Below are 25509 nucleotides of genomic sequence, written 5' to 3' on the forward strand. Positions count from 1 at the left end.
GCGGGAAGAGCGTCCCCCCCCCCCCCCCCCTGGGGGTCGTCGGCAACTGGGCGACCCTGTCCCCTCTGGGTGGGGTTTCCCCCCCACCGTCCCTCCCAGGGTTTTTCCCCCCCCGGCCCCGCCGCCCCCCCCCCCCCCGGGCGGGTGGGGTGCGGTCGGCGTCAGCCGATCGTCGAGGCGAACCAGCCGTCCATCGCGGTGTCGACCTTGTCGGGGGCGGTGCCGCCGATCAGGGCCTGCGTCTGCGCGTTGATCTCGTCCGAGTAGCCGGTGGGCAGCGTGCGCTCGCCGTAGCCCTGGCCGGTCGGCGTGTACGCCTCGGCGGGCGTGTCCGCCACGATCTGCAGCAGCTCCTTGCCCAGGTCGTCCATCTCGTACTCGTAGCCGTCGCGGAAGTTGCCGTCGACCTCGAGCTGGCTGGCGACGGCGTCCTGGTCGGTGACGAGGAACTCGACGAGCTTCGCCGCCGCGTCCTGGCTCTCGCTCGCCTTGAGGATCGAGTACGGGCTGGCGATGTTCGCGCCCATGGCCGGGCTGGCGACGCCGTCGACGGCGGGGGCGCGGAAGACGCCGATCTCGGCCTTCTCCTCCGCCTTCGCCTCGGTGCCGGCGAACCAGCTGCCCATCGGGTAGATCGCGCTCTTGCCGGAGAGGAAGGCCTGCTCGGCGTCGGGGTACTTGATGCCCAGCGCGTCCTTGGGGACGTAGCCCTTCGCCACCCAGTCGGCGTAGGTGGCGACGGCGTCGCCGTACGTGCCGGAGAAGGTGGCCTCGCCCGCGCTCATCCGGGCGAACCACTCCGGGTCCTGGCCGATGACGGACGGGAGGCCGAGCGTCTGCAGCGAGTGGCTGGTCGCCCAGTCGCCGCTGGTCTGGATCGGGGTCCAGCCCGCGTCCTTGAGCTTGCCGAGCGCGGCGGTGAGCTCGTCGACGGTGGTCGGGACCTCGGCGATCCCGGCCTCCTCGAACGCGGTCTTGTTATAGAACCACAGGCTCTGCAGCTGGAAGCCGATGCCGGCCATGTAGTACTTGCCGTCGATCGAGTACTGGTCCGCGAGCGGGCCGGACGTCGCCCAGTCGTACTGGGACAGGTCCACCAGCTCGGGGGCGAGGTCGGTGGTCGGGGGCAGCGACTGCACGACGTCGGGTGCGTCGCCCGCGGTGAGGAGGCGGGGGAGCGCGGCGGTCACGCCCTCGGCGCCCGGGTTCTGGATGACGACGTCGACGTCGGGGTTCGCGTCCTCGAACGGCTTGACCAGCTCGTTCCAGTACTCCTCGGTGAGGTTCGGCGTGACGTTGACGAGCATGCTCACCTCGGTGGTGCCGCCGGAGCCGCCGTCGTCGTCGGAGCCGGCGCAGCCGGTGAGCGCGAGGGCGGCGACCGTGAGCGTGCCCACGCTCGCCAGGGTGCGGTGCTTGATCATCGTTGATCCTCTCGGGTTGCCGCCCGCCGGGGACGCTGCTTCGCGTCTCCGGGCGCTCGGGCTGACGACTGTGGATGACGTCCGGTGTGGAGGGACGTCTGGGACACTAATCGATAATCGTTGGATTGGGAAGAAGGTGCCCGGGACAGGTGATCTCACACCGGGGGCGTCCCGGGGCGCGGCCCGCCGCCCATAGGCTGGACGGGTGACCTCCGCAGCCCCCGCCGTGCAGCGGCCGGGCGGTACCCCGAGCGTGCCGCCGCGGCCCTGGTGGCTCGTCGCCGCCGGGCCCGCCGCCGTCCTCGCCGCCGTCCTCGCCGTGCTGTGCGGCGGAGCCTACTCGGGCGCGTTCCAGGCCCTCAGCGGCTTCACCGACCCGGGCGCGATCGTGCGCTACGGCCTGCCCGTGACGACCGTGCTCACGGAGCTGGGCGTCTCCGTGACGGTCGGCGCGCTCCTCGTCGCGGCGTGCCTGGTGCCGCCAGGCCGCACCCAGACGCGGGTGCTCACGACGGCCGGCGCCGCCAGCGCCGTGTGGGCCGTGGCCGCCGTCCTCCAGCTCGTGCTGCGGTACGCGAACATCTCCGGGACCTCGCCGGCCTCGCCGGCGTTCGGGCAGGGGCTCGCGCAGTTCGTCACCGACCTCGACCTCGGCCGGCTCTACCTCGCGATCATCGTGGTCGCCGCGCTCACGTCCGCGCTCGCGATGGCGGTCCGCGGGCCCGTCGGCGCGCTGTGGACGACGGTCCTGCCGCTCGCGGCCCTCGCCATGCAGTCCACGACCGGCCACGCGTCCGGCGCCGCGAACCACGAGCTCGCCGTCGGCGCGATGCTGCTGCACCTGGTCGGCGCCGCCGTGTGGGTGGGCGGCCTGGGCGCGCTGCTCGTGGCCGTGCTCACGCGGGAGGAGGGGCGCGACGAGGGTCGCACCGCCGCGGCCGCCGTCGCGCGCTTCTCCCCGGTCGCGGGGTGGTGCTTCGCCGCGGTGGGCCTCTCCGGCATCCTCAACGCGTGGCTCCGCATGGAGTCCTGGGGCGACCTGCTGACCCCGTACGGCGTGCTGCTGCTCGTCAAGGCGCTGCTCATGGTGGCGCTGGGCGGGTTCGGGTTCGCGCACCGGATGTGGGTCGTGGACCGGCTCGGCCGGGCCGGGTCCGCCGGCGCCGTCCGCCGTCTCTTCTGGCGGCTGCTCGCCGTCGAGCTGCTCGTCATCGGTGCCGTCTCCGGCGTCGCCGTGGCGCTCGGGTCCACCGCCCCGCCCGTCCCGGACGAGGTGCCGGTCGACGTCACCCCCGCCTTCCAGCTCACCGGCCAGGCGCTGCCGCCCGAGCCGACCATGGCCCGCTGGTTCACCGAGTGGAGCCTCGACCCGCTGCTGGCGTTCGCGTGCGTGGCGGGCCTGGTCGTGTACCTGCGCTGGGTGCTGCGGCTCGCGCGCCGGGGGGACAAGTGGCCCGTGGGGCGCACCGTGTCGTGGTGCCTGGGCATGGTCGTGATGTTCTGGGTGACCAGCGGCGGCCCGGCCGTGTACGGGCACGTGATCTTCAGCGGCCACATGGTGCAGCACATGATCCTCGCGATGCTGGTGCCGCTGTTCCTCGTGCTGGCCGCCCCGGTCACGCTGCTGCTGCGCGCCATCCCGGCCCGCAAGGACGGCAGCCGCGGGCCGCGCGAGTGGGTGCTCGGCCTGGTGCACTCCCGGTTCGGCCAGTTCATCGCCCGGCCCGTGGTGGCCGCGGTGCTCTTCGCCGGCGGCATGATCGCGTTCTACTACACGCCCGCGTTCGAGTTCGCGCTGCGCAACCACGCCGGGCACGTGTGGATGATCGTGCACTTCACGCTCGTCGGCTACCTGTTCGCCAACGCGCTGGTGGGCGTCGACCCGGGCCCGAAGCGCCCGCCCTACCCGCAGCGGCTGCTGCTGCTCTTCGCGACGATGGCGTTCCACGCCTTCTTCGGCGTCGTGCTCACCTCCGGCACCTCGCTGCTCGTCGCCGACTGGTTCGGCAACATGGGCCGGCCGTGGGGCCTGCCCGCCATCGAGGACCAGCAGCGCGGCGGCGGCGTCGCGTGGGGCATCGGCGAGCTGCCGACGCTCGCGCTCGCCATCGCCGTCGCCGTGCAGTGGACGACGTCCGACGAGCGCGAGGCGCGCCGCCGCGACCGCAAGGCCGACCGCGACGGCGACGCCGAGCTCACCGCGTACAACGAGATGCTCGCCAAGATGGCGGACCGCGACGACACGACCCCGCCGAGGTAGTCCACGACCCCGCGAGGTAGCGCGAGCTACCTCGCGGGCTTGCGAACTACCTCGCGGAGGACTGCACCACCTCGCGCGAGTCCGTCAAGAGCTCCACGTGCACCGGGACCGGCTCGCGGGTGTCGGCGTCGGGGACGGCGGCGCCCACGACGCGCCGCACCGGCACGTGCCCGCCCCACCCCCCGGCGGCGACGTCGGCCGGGTCGTCGACGGGCGCGCCGGCACGGGCCTTCATCGACGCCTCGCGCAGGGGCACGGCCAGCACCGCCGTCGCGGCGAGCTCCTTGCGGGTCGCGGGGCGCAGCGTCGCGGACCGGCCCGGCGCCATGTGGTCGACGATCGCGTCCAGGGCGCGGGCGCGCTCGGCGTCGTCCGTGACGAGGCGTGCGGTGCCGATCACCACCGCCGACCGGTAGTTCATCGAGTGGTGGAAGCCGGACCGCGCCAGCACGAGGCCGTCGAGCTCGGTGACCGTGACGCAGACGGTCGCGTCGGTCGCCCCGGCCAGCCAGCGCGCCGCCACCGACCCGTGCACGTACAGGGTGCCGTCGTCGTCGGGGCCGTCGAGGTCGACGGCGTAGGCGCAGGGCAGCACGACCGGGTGCCGGTCCGCGCCCTCGCCGACGTCGACGCCGAGGTGGGCGACGAGCCCGTCGGCGAGCAGGGCGTGCAGCGCGGCCCGGTCGGCCACGGCACGGTTCCGGCCGCGCCGGACGGTGGACCTGGGGGTGGGGGAGAGGGCGTCCATGGCACTACCGTGAACCCTGGGTGGCCCGTCGTCACGAGCCATTCCTCGCACGTTTCGACAGGCCACTTTCGCCAGGCCGCATTGCTAGGCCACTTTCGGGGGCCGCTGTCGCCCGCCCCGGTCAGGAGTCCTGATGTCCGCGCTGCCCGTCCGCCTCGACCGCGGCGGCCGCGACCCGCTCGGCGCGCAGCTGTCCGCCCAGGTCCGCGACCTGGTCTCCCGCGGCACCCTGCGGCGCGGCGACCGGCTGCCCAGCACCCGTGCGCTCGCCGCGGACCTCGGCGTCGCCCGCTCGGTGGCCGAGCAGGCGTACGACCAGCTCATGGCCGAGGGGTGGCTGACCGCACGCCGCGGCGCGGGCACCTTCGTCGCCGCCGACGCCGTGCCCCGTCCCACGACCGGACCGCGACGGGCCGCCGGGCCGGCCACCGGCCTCGTGCGCCTGAGCACGGGCGAGCCGTGGATCGACCCGCGCCACCGCGCGGGGTGGCGGCGGGCGTGGCGGGAGGTGTCGGCGACCGCGCCGCCGCGGGGGTACGACGACCCGTGCGGTCTGCCCGACCTCCGGGCGGCGCTCGCGGAACGCCTCGGCCGGACCCGGGGCCTCGTCGTGGACGCCGACGAGGTGGTGGTCACCGCCGGGACCACGGCCGGGTTCCGGGACCTGCTCGGCGTGCTGCCCGCGGGGCCCGTGGGCATCGAGGACCCGGGCTACCGGGCCGCCGTCGCGACGGCGCACGCCGTGGGCCGCACCGTCGTCGACCTGCCCGCCGAGGCCCGCCACGACGAGGGCGCCCTGCGCGGGCTGGCCGCCGTGTACGTGACGCCGGCGCACCAGCACCCGTTGGGACGGGTGATGCCCGCCGACGACCGCCGCGCGCTGCTCGCCGCGTCGCGGGCCACGGGAGCCGTGGTGGTCGAGGACGACTACGACTCCGAGCTGCGGTACGACGTGGCCCCGGTGCCGGCGCTCGCGGCGCTCGGCCGGGACCGGGTCGCCTACCTCGGCACGGCGTCGAAGTCCGCGCCGCCCGGGCTGCGGATCGGGTGGCTGGTGCCGCCCCCGGCGATGCTCGACGACGTGGTGCGGCAGCGCGACGTCGTGCACGACGTCGCGGCGTGGCCCACGCAGCGGGCCCTGCTGACGCTGCTGCGCGACGGCTGGCTCGACGCCGTCCTGCGCACCGCGCGCCGCGTGTACGCCGAGCGGGCGGCCCGCGTCGCCGCGGTGCTGGCGCCGCGCGCCGCGCCGGCCGCGACGTCCGCCGGCATGTACTCGACGTGGCTGCTGCCGCGGGACGCCGCGCTGTCGGCCCGCGACGCCGCGCGGCGGGCGGGCTTCGACCTGCCCCTGCTGTCCGACCTGTGCCGCACCGCCGAGGTCACCGGCGTCGTCGTCGGGTTCGGCGGGGTGGACGACGCCGAGCTCGACCGCGCGCTCGCCGCGATCCGCGCGGGGCTGGGCGGCTGAGGACTACAGCAGGCCGTCGACGACCTTCGCCGCGAGGCCGAGCGCCGTCGTCGTGCCCAGCCCGTCCGCGACGGTCACGGTGGTGACGCCCGGTGCGGGGTCGGTGACGACGAACGGCGTGCCGGCGAACGGCCCGCGGCGCGGGCGGGGCACCGCGAGGTCGGGCACCGACCAGCGCCGCCGCACCTCGACGGGCCGCCCGAGCAGGGCCTCGGCCTCGCGCAGCAGCAGCGAGTCGGCGGTCTCCGACCGCTCGGGGTCGCGGTCGAGGCCCGCGCCGTCGCGGCGGTCGGCGTCCGTGCGACGGGCCTCGCCGAGGAGCAGCGTGTCGCCGTGCGGGGTGAACGCGAGGTGGACGCCGGCATCGAGCAGCTCCGGGGCGCTCGTGCGCAGCCGCTCGCGCACGTCCGCCAGCGCGGGGGAGTGCGCGGTGGCGGCGTCGCGCAGGAGGGTCGTGCCGCCCAGCACCGCGGGGCCGCCGGCGTCGTGCCGGCGGCCCGGCGTCGCCACCCGGAGCACCTGCCGCACGTCGGGCCGCAGCCCGGCGCGCGCCGCCTCGTCGGGGAAGAACCGGTCCAGGTCGGGTCCGACGGCGACCAGCACCCGGCGCGCCACGACCTCGCCGCGCGACGTGCGCACCAGCGTGCGCCCCGTGCCGGCCTCGAAGGTGAGCGCCGTCGTCGACCACGCGACGTCGGCGCGCGGCCGGGAGCCGAGCGCGGCGGCGAGCGCCCGGAGGGCGTCGCGCGGCTCGACCCGCAGGTCGAGCGGGAGGAACGCGCCGCCGACGACGTCGCCCGCGCTCGTCAGCCCGGCACGCCGGCCTGCCTGCGCGGCGTCGAGGAGCAGCGCGTCGCCGTCGCGGGCGGCCACGAGGTCGTCCAGCACGGCGAGCTCGTCCTCGGAGCGCGCCACGACGACGGCGCCGGTGTCCTTGACCCAGAAGCCGGCCTCCCGGCCGAGCTTCAGCCAGCGCTCGCGCGACGCCAGCGCGCACGACAGCGTCGCGGCGTCCTGCGTGGTGACGGCGACGTGGCCGCTGCGCCGGGCGGACGCGCCGTCGGGCCGCGGGTCGCGCTCCACCACCAGCACCGAGTGCCCGCGGGCGTGCGCCTCCAGGGCGTGCGCGAGCCCGACGATCCCCGCCCCGACGACGACCAGGTCGGCGGTGGCGGGCAGCGGCGGCAGGTGGGCGGCGCGGGGCGACGACGGTCTCACGACCAGACCGTGCCCGATCGGGCATCGCCCGCTCAACCGCAGGAGGCGCCCCCGCGAACAAGTTCAGCGAACGTTCATCCGGTGTTCCCCGTGGCGGCCGCCCGACCGCCCGGGGGGGCGCGGGCTGTGGTAGACCGGGCGCGTGAGCCAGGACGACGACGCCCCCACGCCCTTCGACGACCTCGACCGCTACCTGGAGCTCCCGCGGGTGGGAGGGCTCGCGCTGAGCCCGGACGGCACACGCCTCGTCACGACCGTCCAGACGCTCGACGCGAAGCGCACCGGCTGGACGACCGCCGTCTGGGAGGTGGATCCCGCCGGCGTCGCCCCGGCGAGGCGGCTGACGCGCAGCCGCAAGGGCGAGTCGTCGGCGGTGTTCGCGGCGTCGGGCGACGTGCTGTTCACGTCGGCGCGGCCGGACCCGGACGCGGAGCAGGACGACGACGAGCCGAAGGCGGCGCTGTGGTTGCTTCCCGCGGGCGGCGAGGCGCGGGTCGTCGCGACGGCTCCGGGCGGGGTCGGCGGGGTCCTCTCGGCCCGCGCGGCCGACGTCGTGTCGGTCTCCGCGCCGGTGCTGCCGGGCGCGGCGGGCCTCGCCGAGGACGCGGCGCTGCGCAAGGACCGCACGGACCGCAAGCTCTCGGCGATCCTGCACGCCGGCTACCCGGTGCGGCACTGGGACCACGACCTGGGCCCGGACGAGGAACGCCGGTTCGCCGGCTCGCTCGGCGGTGGTGACCGGCTCGAGCTGCGCCCGCTGACCGGCCCGGGGCGTCAGCTCGACGAGCACGAGGCCGACCTGACGGCCGACGGCACCACGCTCGTCACGACGTGGGGCGTGGCCGACCCGGGCGCGGCGCGGCGGGTCACGCTGGTCGCGGTCGACACGGCGTCGGGGGAGCGCCGGACGCTGGTGGACGACCCGGACGCGGACGCCTTCGCGCCGGCGGTGTCGCCGGACGGGCGGTGGGTGGCGTTCGGGTCCGAGACGATCACGACGCCGGAGCAGGCGCCCGAGGTGCGGCTCGGCCTGGTCCGGCTCGACGACCAGGACGGCGAGCTCGCCGCACCCGAGATCCTGGCCGACGACTGGGACCGCTGGCCCACGTCCGTCGCGTGGCTGCCCGACGGCTCGGGGCTGGTCGTGACCGCCGACGAGGACGGCCGCGGCCCCGTGTTCCTGCTGACGTTCGGCGCGGGCGGCCCGGGCGGCCAGGAGCCGGTCACGGTGGAGCGCGTGACGAGCGACGACGCGTCGTTCAGCGACGTCCGCGTCGCTCCCGACGGCTCGGCGCTGTACGCGCTGCGCAGCAGCTATGCGGCACCGGCGGAGCCGGTGCGGGTCGATCTCGCTGCCTTCCTCGCGACCGGCGCCGCCGGCGGGCGCACCCCCGTCGCCGCCGACGCGCTGCGCGGGCCCGTGCCCGCCCCCGCGCTGCCGGGCACGCTCACCGAGGTCGAGACGACGACGGCGGACGGTGCGCGGGTGCGCGCCTGGCTCGCGCTGCCCGAGGGCGCTGCCGCGGACGCGCCCGCGCCGCTGCTGCTGTGGATCCACGGCGGCCCGTTGAGCACGTGGAGCGCCTGGAGCTGGCGCTGGAACCCGTGGCTGATGGTGGCCCGCGGGTACGCCGTCCTGCTGCCCGACCCGGCGCTGTCCACCGGGTACGGGCAGGACTTCGTGCAGCGTGGCTGGGGCGCCTGGGGCGGGGCGCCGTTCACCGACCTCATGGCGATCACCGACGCCGTCGAGGCCCTGCCGGAGGTGGACGAGAGCCGCACCGCCGCGATGGGCGGGTCGTTCGGCGGGTACATGGCGAACTGGGTGGCCGGGCACACCGACCGCTTCCGCGCGATCGTCACCCACGCCAGCCTGTGGGCGCTGGACCAGTTCGGCCCCACCACCGACCACGCCTACTACTGGCTGCGTGAGATGACGCCGGAGATGGCGGAGGCGAACAGCCCGCACCGGTCCGTCGCGGACATCCGGACCCCGATGCTCGTCGTGCACGGCGACAAGGACTACCGCGTGCCGATCGGCGAGGGGCTGCGGCTGTGGCGCGAGCTGCTCACCGACTCGGCGCTGCCCGCCGCCGACGACGGGACCACCGTGCACCGGTTCCTGTACTTCCCGGACGAGAACCACTGGGTGCTCGCGCCGCAGCACGCGAAGGTCTGGTACCAGGTGGTGCTGGCGTTCCTGGGCGAGCACGTGCTGGACGAGGGGCCGGAGCTGCCCGCCTTCCTGTAGCCGGCCGGCGGCGGGCGGTCAGGCGGGGGTGACGATGAGGTCCACGAGGACCTCGAGCATGGCGCTCGCGTCCTTGCGGGCGGTGACGGCGGGCAGCATCGACGCCCGCTGGCCGGCCTCGTGGGCGCCCAGCAGCAGGTCGATGGCCACGTGGTCGTCGACGGCGAAGCGCAGGCCGAGGGCGGCCATGACGCGGTTCAGCGCGGCGATCATCTCCCCGCGGAGCACCTGCTGCTGGTCCACGTAGCGCTGCGCGATCTGGGGGTCACGCAGGGCGAGCAGCTCGAACTCGAGCTCCATCACGCACCACGACGTCTTGGCGGCGGGGTCGGGCAGCACGGACGCGATGACCTCCCGCACGGTGGCGCGGAACCCCTCGGGCGTCTGCAGGGCCGCCGGGTCGACGGTGGTCACCGCGCGCTCGAGGGCGCCCAGGTGGCCGCGCGCCTCGCGCTCCGTGAGCGCGAGGAACAGCTCCTCCTTGCTCGCGAAGTTCGAGTAGAAGGCGCCGCGGGTGAAACCGGCCGCCTCGCACACCGCCTCGATCGACGCGGCCTGGACGCCCACCTGCGCGAACACCTGGAACGCGGCGTCGAGCAGGCGCTCGCGGGTGCGCTCGCGCCGGGGCGAGCGACCGGGGCCGACCGTAGCCTCGTCGGGAGTCACGCTCTCGGTGGTCAGGGGGTCCTCCTCGGGATGCTGCCGGTACCGGCACGGTGCGGGCGCCGCGCCCGGCCGGGCCCACTCTAGCCAATACAGCGACGTATCGGATACGTTCGTGCATCGGATACAGTGCCGTATCGAATCCCTGCTCCGTCGTCCCGGGAGAGCCTGTGTCCTCCGTCCTGTACTCCCTCGGCCGCTGGGCCGCCCGTGCCCGGCGGCTCGTCGTCATCGGCTGGGTGCTGGTGCTCGCCGTCGTCGGCGGAGCGGCCGGCCTGCTCTACCAGGGCTTCGACAACTCCGTGACCATCCCGGGCACCGAGTCGCAGGACGCGCTCGACAGCCTGTCCGCCACGTTCCCGCAGGTCAGCGGCTCCTCGGCGCAGATCATCGTCGTCGCCCCCGACGGTTCCACGATCGACGACGACGCGGTGCGCGGACCGATCACCGACACCGTCGACGACCTCGGCGAGCTCGACCAGGTCGCCGCCGTCACCTCCCCGTACGACGACCAGATGGCCGCGTCGGTCAACGACGACGACACCGCCACGCTGCTGACGATCCAGCTCGACGGCGACCAGTCCGTCATCACCGAGGACACCAAGGACGCGCTGCACACCGCGAGCGACGACCTCGCCGCCGCCCTGCCGGCGGGGTCGCAGACCAGCCTCGGCGGCGAGCTGTTCAGCGTCGAGTTCCCGGCCCTGAGCATCATCGAGGCGATCGGCGTCGTCGTCGCGCTCGTGGTCCTCATCATCACGCTCGGCTCGTTCGTCGCGGCCGGCCTGCCGCTGGTGAACGCGCTCATGGGCGTGGGCGTGTCGATGCTCCTGCTGCTCACCGCCACCGTGTTCGGCCCGATCAACTCGACGACGCCCATGCTCGGCCTCATGCTCGGCCTCGCGGTGGGCATCGACTACGCGCTGTTCATCGTGTCCCGGCACCGCGAGCAGCTCGCCGCCGGGCTCGAGGTGGACGAGTCGATCGCGCGCGCCACCGCGACGGCGGGCTCGGCCGTCATCTTCGCCGGCCTCACGGTGATGATCGCCCTGGTGGGCCTCGGCGTCGCCGGCATCCCCTTCCTCACCGTGATGGGCATCGCCGCCGCCGTGGCGGTCGGCATCGCGGTCCTCGTCTCGCTCACGCTGCTGCCCGCGCTGCTGTCCTTCTCCGGCGAACGGCTGCGGCCGCGTGCCCCGCGCGCCGCCCGCAAGCCGAAGGGGAAGGCCAAGCGCGCCGCCGCGCCGGCCGCGGGCGTCCACCGCAACCGGTTCTTCGACGGCTGGGTGCGCGGCGCCACCCGCTTCCCGGTCCTCACGATCGTGCTCGTCGTGGGCGCCATCGCCGCCCTCGCCTGGCCGGCCACGAACCTCCGCCTCGCGCTGCCCGACGCCGGCACGCTGCCGGAGGACAACAGCGCCCGCGTGACCTACGACCTGGTGGGCGAGGAGTTCGGCGAGGGCTTCAACGGCCCCCTGATCGTGACCGGCTCGATCGTCACCAGCAACGACCCCGTGAAGCTCATGGACGAGCTGGGCGACGAGATCGGCGACCTGCCCGGCGTCGCCGACGTGCCGCTCTCCACCCCCAACGAGACCGCCGACACCGGCATCGTCCAGGTGGTCCCGGAGGGCGGGCCGACGTCGCAGGAGACCAAGGACCTGGTCAACGAGATCCGCGACCAGCACGACCACTACCTCGACAAGTACGGCGTCGACCTGTCCGTCACCGGCTTCGCCGCGGTCGGCATCGACGTCTCCGACAAGCTCGGCGCCGCGCTGCTGCCGTTCGGCCTGGTCGTCGTGGGACTGTCGCTCGTGCTGCTGACGATGGTGTTCCGCTCGATCTGGGTGCCGATCAAGGCCTCGCTGGGCTACCTGCTGTCCGTCGGGGCGGCCTTCGGCGTGGTGACGCTCGTGTTCGAGAACGGCGTCCTCGCGGACGCGCTCAACGTCACGAAGCTGGGCCCCGTCATCAGCTTCATGCCGATCATCCTCATGGGCGTGCTGTTCGGCCTGGCGATGGACTACGAGGTCTTCCTCGTGTCCCGCATCCGGGAGGACTACGTGCACGGCGGCGACGCCCGCCGCGCGGTGCGCTCGGGCTTCCTCGGCTCGGCCAAGGTGGTCACGGCCGCGGCGGTGATCATGTTCGCCGTCTTCGTCGCGTTCGTGCCCGAGGGCGACATGACGCTCAAACCCATCGCGCTCGGCCTCGCGGTCGGCGTGCTCGTGGACGCGTTCGTCGTGCGCATGACGCTCGTGCCCGCCGTGCTCCATCTCCTGGGCGACCGGGCCTGGCACATGCCGCGCTGGCTCGACCGCGTCCTGCCCACGTTCGACGTCGAGGGCGAGGGCCTCACCAAGGAGCTGCGGCTCGCGTCGTGGCCGGAGCCCGACGCCACGGACGCCGTCGCCGCGCGCGACCTCGAGGTCGCCGGGCCGGAGGGGAGCGACGCGCCCGTCGTGGGGCCGGTGAGCGTGCGGGTGCCCGACGGCGGCGCGCTGTGCGTGCACGGCGACGCCGCGGCCCCCGTGTCGGCGCTGCTGCTCGCCCTCGCCGGGCGCATGTCGCCCGACGCCGGGGCGGTCAAGGTGACCGGTCTGGTGCTGCCGGAGCGCGCGATGACGGTGCGCGGCCGCGTCGCCGTCGTCGACGCCCTCGCCGAGCACGGTCGCCCCGCCGCGACGGTCGACGCCGCGGTGCGCGACGGCGCGCGGGTCGTGGTCGTGGACCGCACCGACGCCGTCGCCGACCGCCCAGCCCGCGAGGCGCTCGCCGCCGCGCTCGCCCGGGCGCAGCGCGGCGGGACGGCGGTGCTGCTGGGCGCCAGCGGCGTCGCGGCGACCGACCTGCTCGACGACGGCACCGGCAGCGAGGTCGCCGTGCTCGACGTCGGCGCCGGCTGGGGCGCGCCGAGCGTGCTCACCGGCGCGGACGTGCCCCCGCCCCCGCCCGCGCCCGCCGACGAGAACCACCCCGCGCCCGCGGAACCCGACCCCGCGGCCACCGACGAGATCGACGACCCCATCGAGGGTGACACCCACGTGCAGGAGGTGCGGGCATGACCGCCCCGACCATCGACACCCGGACGCGCCGCGACCCCTGGCGCATCGCCGCCGTCGCGCTGCTGCCGATCATGGTGCTCGGGCTGCTGCTCGCGGCGCTGTGGAACCCGCAGGACCGGCTGGACCAGGTGCCGGCCGCCATCGTCAACCTCGACGAGCCGGTCGAGGTCCAGGGGCAGACCGTGCCGCTGGGCCGCCAGCTCGCGTCCGGGCTGGTCAGCGGCGGCGAGACCGCCGACGGGGCCAAGGCCGCCCAGCCGGCCGAGGACGCCACGAACTTCGACTGGACGATCACCGACGAGGAGTCGGCCGCCGACGGGCTCGCGAACGGCACCTACGCCGCCGTCGTGACCATCCCGGAGGACTTCTCCGCGGCCGCCACCTCGTACGGGAACGACGACCCGTCCGAGGCCCGGCAGGCCACCATCGACGTCAGCACCCCGCCCGGCGGCCGCGTGGCCGACGACGCGCTCGCCCGCGTGGTCGCCGCCACCGCCACGTCCGTCATGTCGAGCACGCTCACCGAGACCTACGTCGACAACGTGCTGGTCGGTTTCAACGAGCTGTCCGACGGCATCGGGCAGGCGCAGGACGGCGCCGTGCAGCTCGCCGACGGCGCGGGCCAGACGCAGGACGGCGCCGACCAGCTCGCGGACGGCGCGGGCCAGGTCGCCGACGGCGCGGGCGACCTCGCCTCGGGCGTGGGCGAGCTCGGCACCGGCGCGGACCAGCTCGCCTCCGGCGCGGACGACCTGGCCGGGGGCGCGGACCAGCTCGCCGGCGGCGTCTCGCAGAGCGCGTCGGGCGCGGACGGCATCGCGAGCGGGGTCGAGGACCTCGCCGCGGGGACGAAGGGGCTGGCCGCCGGCGCGAGGGACCTCTCCGACGGCCTCGCGCTGCTGTACGACGGCACCCCCGAGACACCCGGGGTCTCCGCGTTGCCGGAGCAGGCGCAGCAGCTGGCCGACGGGTCGGCGGGCGTCGCGGTCGGCGTCGACGGGCTGGTCGACAGCCTCACCGGCGCGGCCGGCACGGCCGACGACGCGCTGGCGGACCTGGCCGACCGGCTGGGCTGCGACGGCACGCCGGGGGAGCTGCTCCCGCCGGAGGTCGCGGACCTCCTGACTCCGCAGCAGCTCGAGGAGCTCGGCAAGGCTCTGGCCGGCCAGAGCGCCGACGCCTGCGCGCAGATCGAGGAGGCCCAGGCGGGCCTCGCCGCGCAGACGGACCAGCTCGGGCAGCTGCAGGACGGCGCCCGGCAGGTCGCGGACGGCAACCAGGCGATGGCGACCGGCCTCGGCGAGCTCGCCGGCGGCGTCGACGACCTGTCCGAGGGTGCCGACGGCCTGGCCGGCGGCATGGAGGAGACGGCGTCCGGCGCCGGTGACCTCGCGGCAGGTGCCCGGGGCCTCGCGAACGGGCTCGGCTCGCTGAGCACCGGCGCCTCCACCCTCGCGGGCGGCGCCGGGGAGCTCGCCACCGGCACGCAGGGGCTGGCCTCCGGCGTGGACGAGCTCGGGGGCGGCGCGAACCAGCTCGCGACCGGCACCGAGGGCATCGCCTCGGGCGCCGGTGACCTGGCGGGCGGCGTCGGGCAGCTCGCGTCGGGCGCGGACGACCTGGCCTCCGGGCTCGACGACGCGAAGAACCAGATCCCGACGTACACGGACGACGAGCGTCAGACGCTCGCGTCGGTGGTCGCGGAGCCCGTGGCGGCGCCGTCGGCGTCCGGCATCAGCACGGGGGCGTCGGGCCCGCTGTTCGCGGTCGTGGCGCTGTGGCTGGGGGCGCTGGCCCTCATGACGGTGTTCCCGCCGGTCATGGCGCGGGCCCTGGGCTCGACGCGTGACTCGGTGCGGCTGGCCCTGTCCGCGTTCTGGCTGCCGGCGGCCGTCGGGGCCGGGACGGGCGCGCTGATCGGCGTGATCCTCGCGGCGGTCGAGAAGCTCGACGCGGGGGGATGGGTCGGGTCGATCCTCGTGGGGGCGGTCGCGTCGGTGGCGTTCGTCGCCGTGCACCAGGGCTTCCTCGGCTGGCTCGGCAACCTGGGCCGCGGCATCAGCCTGCTGATCGCCGTCCTGCTCATCGCGACGGGCGTCGTCGCGACCGTGCCCGCCGCCCTGCAGGGGCTGGTCGACGCGCTGCCGATCGGTGCCGCGCGCGACGCCCTGACGGCGGTCGTGGTGCCCGCGGCCGGCGGTCTCGGGATGGGCGTGACCCTGCTCGTGCTGTGGGGGCTGGGCGGTCTCGCGCTGGCGGCCCTCGTCACCGCGCGGGGCCGGCGGCTCGGGGTACGGCGCCTGCTGCGCGCCTGATCCCGCGGGCGGCGGTCGTCAGGAGCGCGACCGCCGCACCACGAGCGTCACCGTCCCCGCCACGAGGAGCAGGACGGCGAGCAGCAGCAGGCCGCCGCCGAACCCGGTGACCGGCAGCGAGCCCCACGGTCCACCTGACGTGCCCGGACCGGCGTCTCCGCCGTCGCTCCCCGGGGCGCCCGGGCCCGCCGACGGGGGCGTCGTGGGCGCGGTGGTCGGCGTCGCCGACGGGCTGGGCGACGGCGACGGGCTGGCCGTCGGTGTCGGGGTCACCGAGGGCGTCGGGCTCGGCGAGGGGGTCGGTCCCGCGTCGTCGTCGTTCGCCACCGTGCAGGTCACGACCGTGCCTCCGGTGAGGGTCACCGTGTCGTCCTCGACGGCGAGCGGGTCGCCCTCGGCGGCGCACGTCCACCCGAGCGACGTGTAGCCCGCGGGCCCGTCCTCGGACAGCGCGTAGTCGCCGGGCGCCACCTCGGCCCCGGTGACCTCGTCCGCGCCCGTCACGCCCGTGACGGGCGTCGGGCCGTCGGCCGCCAGCGTCCAGTCCTCGGGCTCGGCCGTGCCGCCGTCGTCGTTGACGACCTCCTTGACGAGCGTCAGCCTCGCGCCCACGGCCCGGTTGGTGAGCAGGCAGTCCGCCGACTCCGGCCAGACGAGCTCGATCGTGAACAGCCGGTCCCCGACGCGGTCGCCGCCGTCGCTGATGCGGCACACCTGGTCGACCAGCTCGTAGCCGAGCGGCCCGTCCTCGGTGATGAGGTACTCGACCCCGGGTCGCAGGAAGACCTCGTCACCGGTGAGGGAGCCCGTGACCGTCTGGGGTCCGAGCCTCTCCGGGAGGTCGTCGCCGAGGGGCGTCGCGGTGAGCTCCCAGTCGCCGGGCACGGCCGTGCCGCCGAACGAGTCGTCCACCGCCTTGCGCAGGCGCAGCGGGGCCGTGTCGTTGTACGCCGTGCACTCCACGTGCGTGCCGAAGAACACCTGCACGCCGCCGTTGAGGCCGTCGGAGAAGCCGGGCACGGGGTTGCCGTCGGCGTCGATCTCCCGGCACACCCAGCTGCCGGACGAGCCCGGCCTCGGGGTGGCCGTCGGGTCGACGAACTGCGCGTACCGCGGGTCGCCGCCCGACTCCGTCAGCGTGTACAGGGTCTGCGGGATCACGTCGCCCTCGACGCCCGTGGTGCCGTTGAGCGCTTCGGCGCCGTCGGGGTCCAGGGCCGTGAGCGTCCACTGCTCCGGTGCGGCCGGGCCGCCGCCGCGCACCTCCTTGACCAGGGAGAGCTGCGTCGTGCACTCCACCTCGTTGGTCACCAGGAACGTGTTGACGCCCTCGTCGAGCGTGAACGACCCGCCGAGCTCCCCCTCCGCGCCGCCCGGGCCGGTGACCGAGCTGTCGGTCAGCGTGCAGAAGCGCGGCATGCCGGCGCCCGTCTCCCCGAGGGTCTCGTCGACGGTCACCTCGTCGCCCTCGGCGAACCCGGTGGTGCCGGCGCCGCCCCACGGCACGGAGGCGCCGTTCAGCAGCGCGCCGGCGGTCAGCTCCGACGGCTGCGACCCGTGGGCCACCGGGTCCGCGCCGTTGATCGACCACTGCTTGTCCACCACCACCGACGCGGGCGGCACCGGCGACTCGTTGTACACGGTGCAGGTGAGGACGGAGCCCTGGTCCACGTCGGCGGTGAACTCCGTCCCGTCGTCGCTGCTCTCCACCGGGACGACCTGCGGCTCGCCCGGCTGCGAGATGTCCCGGCAGACGGCGTTGTCGAGCGTGCCGTCGTCGTCGCCGTCCGTCGGGTGCGGGACGAAGCCGCCCTGTAGCGTCTCGGTGATGGTCACCGACCCCGAGCCGGTCTCGCCCGGGAAGCCGAACTGGAAGTTCACGCCGCCGGTCGCGTCGGTGACGGCGGTGGCGTCCCCCTCGGAGACGGCGTCCCCGTCGAAGGCGGCGTCGAAGGTCCAGCCCGGCATGAGCTCGGCCCCGGTGATGTCGCCGTCGGGCGTGCCCGGCGGCACGACCTGCTTGACCACGCTGATCGACGGGGTGCAGCCGGCCAGCGCGATCGCCCGCAGCTCGGCCCCCGCCTGGGCGTAGTCGGTGGTGCGGAAGTAGTCGGAGCCCTCGACGGTGCCGGAGATGGCCACCAGGTTCTGCCGGCTGCCCTCGGCCGTCAACCCGTCGCCGACGCCGAACGCCACGACCCGGGTGCCGGCGGCCTTGAGGGCGTTCGCCGAGAAGATCCCCCGCTCGGTCTCGCGGAACCGGGTGTTGCTCCCGTTGCCCTGGCCGTTGCCCCACAGCGTCGGGTTCCCGTCGGTGAGGACGATGACCATGTCGTACTGGGCGGCCTCCGGCACCACCTGGTACAGGCCCTCGTCCCAGTTGGTGGCACCGCCGGCCGTGTACCCGTTGATCGAGGCGGTGAGCGCGGCGGCGTTGGTCGCGCTGGAGACGGGGGTGCGCGGCACGTTCGCGTTGTTGCTCGTGTTGGCGGGGGCGGTGTTCGCGAACGTGTACAGGCCCATCGTCGACGGCGTGCCCGTGAGCGCGCCGACGAACTGGGTCGCCGCCGCCTTGAGGGACGTGATCTGACCGGCCACGGAGCCGGACACGTCGGTGACCAGCGCGACGTCGATGCCGCACTGCTCGGGTGCCGGCGGGTTCGAGCGGGACGACTGCCAGACGCCGCCCGAGGCCGTCGGGCCCGCGCCGGTCGACACCATGAAAGGGGTGGTGCCCGGCGCGCCCGTGGAGGAGTACGTCACGCCCGCCTGCATGGCCGGGGTGAGGAAGCGGTACGGAAGGGACGTCATCGACGCGGTGGTGCCGGTGCCGAGCGCCGCGTTGGTCGTGAAGCCGGCGGGCGCGCCCGTCTGCTCGACGAGGAAGTACCGCCCGCGGTTGCCGCCGCTCCCGGTGGCCGTGTCCGTCTGCGGCACGACGAAGCTGCAGTCCCCGTCGGCGTCGGAGGTGCAGAAGCCCCAGTCGTCCGTGACGAGGTCGCCCGCGGCACCCGCCTGGTTGCTGTAGCGCAGCTGGAGCCCGACGCCGGGGAGGAGGGAGACCTCCGACGTCGACTGCCGGTCGGCGCCCGTCTTGACGGTGATGACCGACGTGGTCGTCGTGACCGGCGGCACCTCGGCACCCGCGAGCGGCGGGGCCGTGGCCCCGGCGACGAGCAGCCCGACGATCCCCAGGCTCGCGACCGCAGCGGCCACCCGCGAGGTCCGGCGGGTCCGTGCGGTCGTCACGTCGTGCGTCATGCGGCCTCTCCTCCGAGCGATGAAGAAGGTCAGGACCCGCAAAGGCCCCACGTCGGCGAGGGATGGGCCTGACGCTTCACCGTGCCACGGCCCCCGCGATACCGCGCGCCGAGCAGCGGCGACGCGGCCTGCGCCGCGCTCAGAGCCCGTGGCTCGCGCGGGCGGCGGCGCGCTGCCAGCGGAGCACGAGGACGGCGTCGGCGCGTCGTCGCGCGGCGTGGCCCAGGTGAGCGACCTGGCGGTGCTCGAGGAGGGCGTGCAGGTCGTGGTCGAGCGCCCAGGTGAGGGCGCGCCGGACGTCGTCGAAGTCGGGCGCGAGCAGGGCTGGTGCGGGTCTCACGCGGGGAGAGATGTCCGACTCGCCGGTTTGTGACATCGAGGTGTGTCACCGGTCTGCACCAGACTCGCCGCATGGACCTCACCCAGGCGCGCGAGACCAAGGCACAGCTCAGCGACTTCGCCCGTGACCTGGCCGAACGGCACGGCGTGCCCGCCAGCCCGTACGCGGTCGGCGACGACGCCACCCCCGCCGACGTGGTGCGCGCGCCCACCCTCTCGCTGGGCCTCGCGCCCCAGGGCGACGGGGGCTTCGGCATCGCCGTGCGCTACCGCCTCGGGGTCCCCACCGCCCGGTCGTTCGTGCGCAAGCTCGCCGCCGAGGCGGGCGACGCCGTCGACGTGCGCCGCACCGGCCGCATCCGCACCCTCGGGGCGCAGGTCCGCCCGCCCGTCGCCACGGCCCGGGCCCTCGGGGAGACCGACCGGGTACGGCCGTTGCGCCCGGGCGTCTCGATCGCCCACGTGGACGTCACCGCGGGGACGCTCGGTGCGTTCGTGGTGAAGGCGGACGACGCCGCGCGGTACGTCCTGTCCAACTTCCACGTGCTGGCGGGGTCGCCGTCCGCGCAGGTGGGGGACGTCGTCGTGCAGCCCGGCCCGGCCGACGGCGGCCGCGCGCCCCAGGACCGGGTCGGCACCCTCGCGCAGGTGGTGCCGCTGACGCCGGGCGAGCCGGCCACGGTGGACGCGGCCCTCGCCGTGCTGGACGACGGGGTCGAGATCGACCCGACGTACCCGGTGGGCACGGTGACCACCACGGCCGTCGCGGTGGGCGGCGAGGCGGTGGCAAAGATCGGGCGCACCACGGCGCACACGCAGGGCCGGGTCACGGCCATCGAGATGGACGACGTCGTCGTCGGGTACGGCGACGAGCTCGGCGCGCTGTCCTTCGACAACCAGATCGAGGTGGAGGGCACCGGCGGCGCGTTCTCGCGCGGCGGCGACTCCGGGTCGCTGGTCTACCGCGAGGACGGCGTCGCGCTCGGCCTGCTGTTCGCCGGCTCCGAGACGGGCGGCGCCGACGGCACCGGGCTGACGTACTGCAACCCGGTCGACGCCGTCCTCGAGGCCCTGGGCGTCACCCTCGTGCCGAGGTAGTCCACACCCGCCGAGGTAGCTCGAGATCTGCCGAGGTAGTTCGAGCCCTCGCGAGGTAGCGAACTACCTCGCGGGCCTGCGAACTACCTCGGCGGGTGCGTCAGCCCCAGGTGAGCAGGTCCTCGCCGTGCTCGACCATCGTGCCGACCTGCGCGAGGTGGTCGACGGCGTCGGGCGTGGCCTCGAGCGCGACGACGGGGCAGACGGCGGACTTGCCGCCGTCGCGCACGGCCGCCGGGTCCCACGTGACCAGCACGGTGCCGCGCTGCACGACGTCGCCCTCGGACGCGTGGGTCGTGAAGCCCTCGCCGCCGAGCTTGACGGTGTCGATGCCGAGGTGCACGAGCACGGCGCGGCCGTCGTCGTGCTGCACGACGAACGCGTGCGGGTGCAGCTTGACGATCGTGCCCGTGATGGGCGCGACCGCCTCGCCCCCGCGGACGCCGTCGGGCTCGATCGCGAGGCCGGGGCCGACGAGGCCGGCGGAGAACACCGGGTCGTCCACCTCGGACACGTCGACGACGGTGCCGGTGACGGGCGCGAGGACGGTCAGCGCCGTCATCAGCGGAGGTCCTCGATGTCCGAGGCGAGCGTGTCGGCCTCGGGGCCGACGATGACCTGGATGGCGACGCCGGAGCGCACGACCGCGATGGCGCCGGCCTTCGTGAGGTCGGCGTCGATCACCTTGGCGGGGTCCTCGACCTCGACGCGCAGCCGGGTGATGCACGGCTCGAGGTCGATGATGTTGTCGTCGCCGCCGAGCGCGTCGAGGATCTGCTGTGCCTTGCTCATGATGCTCCTTGGTGGGGTCCGGGTGGAGATTCCGGGGGGCGTGGGGTGCGGGGCCGCGCTCACATGAGCTCGGCGAGGTCGGAGGCGATCGTGTCGACGCGCGGGCCGACGACGACCTGCACGACGCGCCCGTTGATCATCACGCCGAACGCGCCGGCGCGCTTCAGCAGCGCGGCGTCGACGAGGGCCGGGTCCTTGACGAGGGACCGCAGCCGGGTGGTGCACGGGTCGATCTCCTCGATGTTCTCCACCCCGCCGAGGCCGGCGAGGATCGAGGCGGCGAGCTGTGCGTCGGGGTCGGGCGTGCTCATCGGGGGCTCCCTTCGGGGATGCGTCCGGGGCGTTCGGAAGGCTGGACGGGACGGCCGGCGTCGGTGCCGGGGTCGGCGGACCGCGTGCGGGGGACGAGCGTGGGCCGTGCCTCGCGCAGGGGCACGAAGACGCTGTACCGGTCGCCGCGGTAGCTGGCACGCGAGTACATGACGGCGGCGTCGCCGCCGAAGGTGCGCCGGGCGGTGCGCATGACGGCACGGGAGCCCTGCATCTGCAGGGCCTCGAGCTCCTCGGGGGTGGCGTCCGCGGCGGTGATGACCTCCTCGCCCCAGGTGGGGTCGAGGCCGCGCTCGCGCAGCGCCGCGTAGATGCTGTCGGGCACGCCGCCGGAGAGCAGGTCGGGGGCGAGGTCGACGGGGATCCACGACTCCTCGACGCTCATCGGGTTGCCGTCGGCGGTGCGCAGCCGCACCACGTGGTGCACCGGGGTGCCGACCTCGCGGTCCAGCGCCTCGGCGACGACGGCGGGCGCGGGCAGCTGCTCGCGCCGCAGCACCGTGGCGCCGGGGACGAGGCCACGGCGCCGCGCCTCCTCGCCGAACGTCGTCAGGCGCATCTCGAAGTCGGCGCGCGGCGGGGCCACGAACGTGCCGCGGCCCTGCGCGCGCTCCAGCACGCCCTCGGTGACGAGCGCGTCGATCGCCTGGCGCACGGTCATCCGCGACACGCCGAACTTCTCGGTGAGGCTGCGCTCGGACGGGATCGCGTCGCCGACGGCGAGCTCGGTCGTGACGAGGTCGGCGAGGTACGCGCGCACCGCGAGGTACTTGTGCTCGCCGGGGCGAGCGCCTTCCCTGACCATCCTCGTGTCCTGTCCTGCCCTGTGATCGGCATCGATCTGCGTGCTGTGCGACATCGGGACCAGTATCGGGCGTCGCGGCCCGCTCCCGGTGCGGTGTCCTCCCCGCCGAACCGCGGGGTTGACACATCATGAGGTCTAGACCACTCTTCCTGCAAGTGGTCCAGACAACCTGCCGGTGGCAGCGTGTGGAGCACCGGCAATGACGCCCCGACGTCGCGACACTGCCGCCGGACGACGCAGGCACGGGCCTGCAGGACACGCCCGCCCCCGGGCCATCCATCGGAGGAGAACCATGACCACGGTCGCAGAGACCAAGCAGAAGCGGAGCATCCCCGGCTTTGCCCAGCTGCAGCGGGTGGGCCGCTCGCTGATGCTGCCCATCGCCTCGCTGCCCGCCGCCGCCCTGCTGCTGCGTCTCGGGCAGCCCGACATGCTCGGTGGTCCCGCGGGTGTCGCCGGCACCTTCTCGTGGATGCAGCCGGTGGCCGACGTCCTCGGCGCCGCGGGCAACGCCCTGTTCGCCAACCTGGCGCTGATCTTCGCGCTCGGCGTCGCGGTCGGGTACGCCCGCAAGTCGGACGGCTCCACCGCGCTGGCCGCGCTGATCGGCTACCTCGTCTTCACGGGCGTCACCGACGTGCTGTCCCCGTACGTCCTCGGCCTGGACGACAACGGCGAGCAGCTGATGATCGACTACGGCGTGCTCGGCGGCATCGTCATCGGTCTCACCGCGGCGCTGCTCTACCAGAAGTACTACCGGATCAAGCTGCCCCAGTACCTCGCGTTCTTCGGCGGCCGCCGCTTCGTCCCGATCGTCACCGCGGGGATGTCGGTGCTCATCGCCGTCGTCGGCGCGCTGATCTACCCGGCCTTCAACTGGCTGATCAACGACCAGATCGGCGGCTTCGTCACCGGCTCCACCGTGCTGGGCGCCTTCGTCTACGGCACCCTCAACCGCCTGCTGCTGCCGATCGGCCTGCACCACCTGCTCAACTCGCTGCCCTGGTTCCAGTTCGGCTCCTACACCGACGCGTCCGGAGCCTTGTGGAACGGCGACATCGCACGCTTCCTGCACGGTGACCCGACCGCCGGCACGTTCATGACCGGCTTCTTCCCGATCATGATGTTCGCCCTGCCGGCCGCGGCGCTCGCCATCATCCACACGGCGAAGCCGAAGAACCGCAAGGTCATCGCCGGTGTCATGGGCTCCGCCGCCCTGGTCGCGTTCGTCACCGGCGTCACCGAGCCGCTCGAGTTCGCGTTCGTCTACGTCGCCTACCCGCTGTACGCGATCCACGCGGTCCTCACCGGCACCTCGATGGCTCTCGTCAACGCGCTCGGCATCCGCGACGGCTTCGGATTCTCCGCGGGCGTCATCGACTACCTGCTGAACTTCCGCATCGCGGAGATGCCGCTGCTGCTGATCCCGATCGGGCTCGGCTACGCGGTCCTCTACTACTTCCTGTTCCGGTGGGTCATCACGAAGTGGAACCTGCGGACCCCCGGGCGCGAGGACGACCCCGAGGCCACGGCCGCGGTCGTCGGCGACCAGGCGGTGACCGACCAGAAGGAGGCCGCCGCGGTGCCGGCCGGCGGCGCCCCCGGTGGCGAGGGCGCCGCGAAGGAGAAGGGCTCCGTCTGATGAGCACCACCCTCACCGGTGCCCCGGTGAGCCCCGGGCGGGCGGCCGGCGTCGTCGTGACGATGCCGGCCCCCGTCCCGGAGCCCCCCGCGGCGGCCCTCGACACGTCCGACGGCTCCGGTGCCGACGACGCGGTGTCCCGCCTGGGCGCCGCGACGTCCGCCGTCCGGGACCGCCTCGCCGCGCAGGCGGCGCAGGCCACGGGGACGGCGGCGGACGTGCTCGCCGTGACCGCCGCGATGGCGGCCGACCCCACGCTCGCGTCCGACGCCGAGCGGCGCGTGCGCGAGTCGGGCGCGACCCCCGAGCGGGCCGTGTGGGACGCCGCGAACGCACTCGCCGCGCAGCTCGAGCCGCTCGGCCCGCCGCTGAGCGAGCGGGCCCGCGACGTGCGCGACGTGCGCGACCGCATCGTCGCCGAGCTCACCGGGGTGCGGCCGCCGGGCGTGCCCTCGCCCGGCCACCCGTTCGTGCTGGTCGCCGAGGATCTGGCGCCCGCCGACACGGCGACCCTCGACCCGGAGGCGGTCGTCGCCATCGTCACCAGCGGCGGCGGCCCCACCTCGCACACGGCGATCCTGGCGCGCGCGCTCGGCATCCCCGCGGTCGTCGCGGCCCGGGGCGCGGAGGACCTCGTCGACGGCGAGACCGTCGTCGTCGACGGCGGCGCCGGCACCGTGCTGCGGGACCCGTCGGACGCCGACGTGGAGGCCGCGCGCAGCGCGGTGCGCGTCGAGCGCGAGTTCGACGGCCACGGCCGCACGGCTGACGGGCACCGGGTGGAGCTGCTCGCCAACGTGGCCGACCCGGAGGCCGCGCAGGCCGCCGTCGCCGCGCACGCCGAGGGCGTGGGCCTGTTCCGCACCGAGTTCTGCTTCCTCGGCCGGGACGTCGAGCCGACCGTCGAGGAGCAGGTCGCCGCCTACCGCGGCGTCCTGTCCGCGTTCGCCGGCCGCAAGGTCGTCGTCCGCACCCTCGACGCCGGGGCGGACAAGCCGCTGCCCTTCGTCACCGCCGACGACGAGCCCAACCCGGCGCTCGGTGTCCGCGGCCTGCGCACCGCCGTCGCCCACCCCGAGGTGCTGGACCGGCAGCTCCAGGCGATCGCCGCGGCCGCCGAGGCCGAGTCCGCGGAGGTGTGGGTCATGGCGCCGATGGTCGCCACCACGGACGAGGCGCGGTCGTTCGTCGCCGCGTGCGAGGCGCACGGGCTGCGGCGCGCCGGCGCGATGATCGAGGTCCCCGCCGCCGCGCTGCGGTCGCGGTGGGTGTTCGAGCACGCCACGTTCGGCAGCATCGGCACCAACGACCTCACGCAGTACGCGATGGCCGCCGACCGCATGCTCGGCGACCTCGCGGCACTGTCCACGTCGTGGCAGCCCGCCGTCCTCGAGCTGGTGCGCGCCACCTGCGAGGGCGCGCACTCCCGCGGCCGGCCGGTCGGCGTGTGCGGTGAGGCGGCGGCCGACGCCGTCCTCGCGCCCGTGCTCGTGGGCCTCGGCGTGAAGTCGCTGTCCATGACGCCGCGGGCGCTCGCGGACGTCGCGGCGGTGCTGGCCGAGGTGTCGTTCGTGCGGTGTCGCGAGCTCGCCCGCGTGGCCCTGGAGCAACCCGACGCCGACGCCGCCCGGTCCGCCGTGCGGCGCGAGCTGGTCGACGTCCTGGATCCCCTCGGCCTCTGACACCGACCCGGGTGCGGTGGGGGGGGGGGGGGGCCACCCCCCCCCAAAAGGGGGCACCCCCCCCCCCCCCCCCCCCAACGAAAAGGGCCGGGCCGTCCTTTCGCAAAAAGACGACGGCGAGGGGCAAGAAACAAGCGGAGGT

General features: G+C 75.0%; 18 protein-coding genes. 8 read left to right on the forward strand and 10 right to left on the reverse strand.

Annotated elements, in window-relative coordinates; translation table 11 throughout:
• Nucleotides 1–161 precede the first annotated feature (161 nt).
• Nucleotides 162–1424 carry an ABC transporter substrate-binding protein gene (locus tag ACFVS0_RS11895; RefSeq protein ID WP_430588080.1) on the reverse strand — a complete coding sequence of 421 codons (1263 nt, stop codon included), beginning with the start codon at nt 1422–1424 and terminating at the stop codon, nt 162–164.
• Between the two features lie 205 nt (nt 1425–1629).
• Between ACFVS0_RS11895 and ACFVS0_RS11900 the strand changes: the two genes are divergently transcribed.
• Nucleotides 1630–3684, forward strand: a complete 2055-nt coding sequence (locus ACFVS0_RS11900) for a cytochrome c oxidase assembly protein (protein ID WP_430588081.1) — start codon at nt 1630–1632, stop codon at nt 3682–3684.
• Between the two features lie 46 nt (nt 3685–3730).
• Here ACFVS0_RS11900 and ACFVS0_RS11905 read toward each other — a convergent pair whose 3' ends face one another.
• On the reverse strand, nt 3731–4432 hold the full coding sequence (locus tag ACFVS0_RS11905) for a pyridoxamine 5'-phosphate oxidase family protein (RefSeq protein ID WP_430588082.1): 702 nt from the start codon (nt 4430–4432) through the stop codon (nt 3731–3733).
• A 133-nt stretch (nt 4433–4565) separates the two neighbouring features.
• Here ACFVS0_RS11905 and ACFVS0_RS11910 point away from each other — a divergent pair, with 133 nt between their 5' ends.
• Nucleotides 4566–5903 carry a PLP-dependent aminotransferase family protein gene (locus tag ACFVS0_RS11910; protein ID WP_430588083.1) on the forward strand — a complete coding sequence of 446 codons (1338 nt, stop codon included), beginning with the start codon at nt 4566–4568 and terminating at the stop codon, nt 5901–5903.
• A gap of 3 nt (nt 5904–5906) precedes the next feature.
• Here the strand turns inward: ACFVS0_RS11910 and ACFVS0_RS11915 are convergent, their stop codons facing one another.
• Nucleotides 5907–7121, reverse strand: a complete 1215-nt coding sequence (locus ACFVS0_RS11915) for an FAD-dependent oxidoreductase (protein ID WP_430588084.1) — start codon at nt 7119–7121, stop codon at nt 5907–5909.
• 142 nt (nt 7122–7263) lie between these two features.
• On the opposite strand from ACFVS0_RS11915, the gene ACFVS0_RS11920 reads away from it, so the two are divergent.
• Nucleotides 7264–9372: a S9 family peptidase gene (locus ACFVS0_RS11920; RefSeq protein ID WP_430588085.1), complete on the forward strand. Its 2109-nt coding sequence runs from the start codon at nt 7264–7266 to the stop codon at nt 9370–9372.
• An 18-nt stretch (nt 9373–9390) separates the two neighbouring features.
• Here ACFVS0_RS11920 and ACFVS0_RS11925 read toward each other — a convergent pair whose 3' ends face one another.
• The gene (locus ACFVS0_RS11925) at nt 9391–10038 is read right to left on the reverse strand and encodes a TetR/AcrR family transcriptional regulator (protein ID WP_430551642.1); all 648 of its coding nucleotides are present in this window, start codon (nt 10036–10038) and stop codon (nt 9391–9393) included.
• Between the two features lie 167 nt (nt 10039–10205).
• Here ACFVS0_RS11925 and ACFVS0_RS11930 point away from each other — a divergent pair, with 167 nt between their 5' ends.
• Complete coding sequence (locus ACFVS0_RS11930; RefSeq protein ID WP_430588086.1) at nt 10206–13103, forward strand: efflux RND transporter permease subunit; 2898 nt, start codon at nt 10206–10208, stop codon at nt 13101–13103.
• Nucleotides 13100–15418 carry a YhgE/Pip family protein gene (locus ACFVS0_RS11935; RefSeq protein ID WP_430562765.1) on the forward strand — a complete coding sequence of 773 codons (2319 nt, stop codon included), beginning with the start codon at nt 13100–13102 and terminating at the stop codon, nt 15416–15418. The genes ACFVS0_RS11930 and ACFVS0_RS11935 overlap by 4 nt, the downstream gene beginning before the upstream one ends.
• Before the next feature lie 18 nt (nt 15419–15436).
• Here the strand turns inward: ACFVS0_RS11935 and ACFVS0_RS11940 are convergent, their stop codons facing one another.
• Together ACFVS0_RS11940 and ACFVS0_RS11945 are read right to left on the reverse strand one after the other, a co-directional pair.
• Nucleotides 15437–18679: a VWA domain-containing protein gene (locus tag ACFVS0_RS11940; protein ID WP_430588087.1), complete on the reverse strand. Its 3243-nt coding sequence runs from the start codon at nt 18677–18679 to the stop codon at nt 15437–15439.
• A 139-nt stretch (nt 18680–18818) separates the two neighbouring features.
• On the reverse strand, nt 18819–19019 hold the full coding sequence (locus ACFVS0_RS11945; RefSeq protein ID WP_430551646.1) for a hypothetical protein: 201 nt from the start codon (nt 19017–19019) through the stop codon (nt 18819–18821).
• 71 nt (nt 19020–19090) lie between these two features.
• On the opposite strand from ACFVS0_RS11945, the gene ACFVS0_RS11950 reads away from it, so the two are divergent.
• Nucleotides 19091–20116 carry a hypothetical protein gene (locus tag ACFVS0_RS11950; RefSeq protein ID WP_430584722.1) on the forward strand — a complete coding sequence of 342 codons (1026 nt, stop codon included), beginning with the start codon at nt 19091–19093 and terminating at the stop codon, nt 20114–20116.
• A 100-nt stretch (nt 20117–20216) separates the two neighbouring features.
• Here the strand turns inward: ACFVS0_RS11950 and ACFVS0_RS11955 are convergent, their stop codons facing one another.
• From ACFVS0_RS11955 to ACFVS0_RS11970, 4 genes are read right to left on the reverse strand one after another with little or no spacing between them, the layout of a single operon-like run.
• Nucleotides 20217–20678: a PTS glucose transporter subunit IIA gene (locus tag ACFVS0_RS11955; RefSeq protein WP_430551648.1), complete on the reverse strand. Its 462-nt coding sequence runs from the start codon at nt 20676–20678 to the stop codon at nt 20217–20219.
• Entirely contained in the window at nt 20678–20908 is a 231-nt protein-coding gene (locus ACFVS0_RS11960; protein WP_429735428.1) for a PTS transporter subunit EIIB, read from the reverse strand. Before ACFVS0_RS11960 ends, ACFVS0_RS11955 begins: the two co-directional genes overlap by 1 nt.
• Before the next feature lie 59 nt (nt 20909–20967).
• Nucleotides 20968–21219 (reverse strand): PTS transporter subunit EIIB, encoded by a 252-nt coding sequence (locus ACFVS0_RS11965; RefSeq protein ID WP_429765703.1) that lies wholly within the window; start codon nt 21217–21219, stop codon nt 20968–20970.
• Nucleotides 21216–22043: a GntR family transcriptional regulator gene (locus ACFVS0_RS11970; RefSeq protein ID WP_430588088.1), complete on the reverse strand. Its 828-nt coding sequence runs from the start codon at nt 22041–22043 to the stop codon at nt 21216–21218. Before ACFVS0_RS11970 ends, ACFVS0_RS11965 begins: the two co-directional genes overlap by 4 nt.
• 292 nt (nt 22044–22335) lie before the next feature.
• Here ACFVS0_RS11970 and ACFVS0_RS11975 point away from each other — a divergent pair, with 292 nt between their 5' ends.
• Entirely contained in the window at nt 22336–23685 is a 1350-nt protein-coding gene (locus ACFVS0_RS11975; protein ID WP_430588089.1) for a PTS transporter subunit EIIC, read from the forward strand.
• Nucleotides 23685–25367 carry a phosphoenolpyruvate--protein phosphotransferase gene (gene ptsP, locus ACFVS0_RS11980; RefSeq protein WP_430551651.1) on the forward strand — a complete coding sequence of 561 codons (1683 nt, stop codon included), beginning with the start codon at nt 23685–23687 and terminating at the stop codon, nt 25365–25367. The genes ACFVS0_RS11975 and ptsP overlap by 1 nt, the downstream gene beginning before the upstream one ends.
• The last annotated feature ends 142 nt before the right edge of the window (nt 25368–25509 follow it).

Source organism: Isoptericola sp. NPDC058082, assembly GCF_042885055.1.
Classification (GTDB): domain Bacteria; phylum Actinomycetota; class Actinomycetes; order Actinomycetales; family Cellulomonadaceae; genus Isoptericola.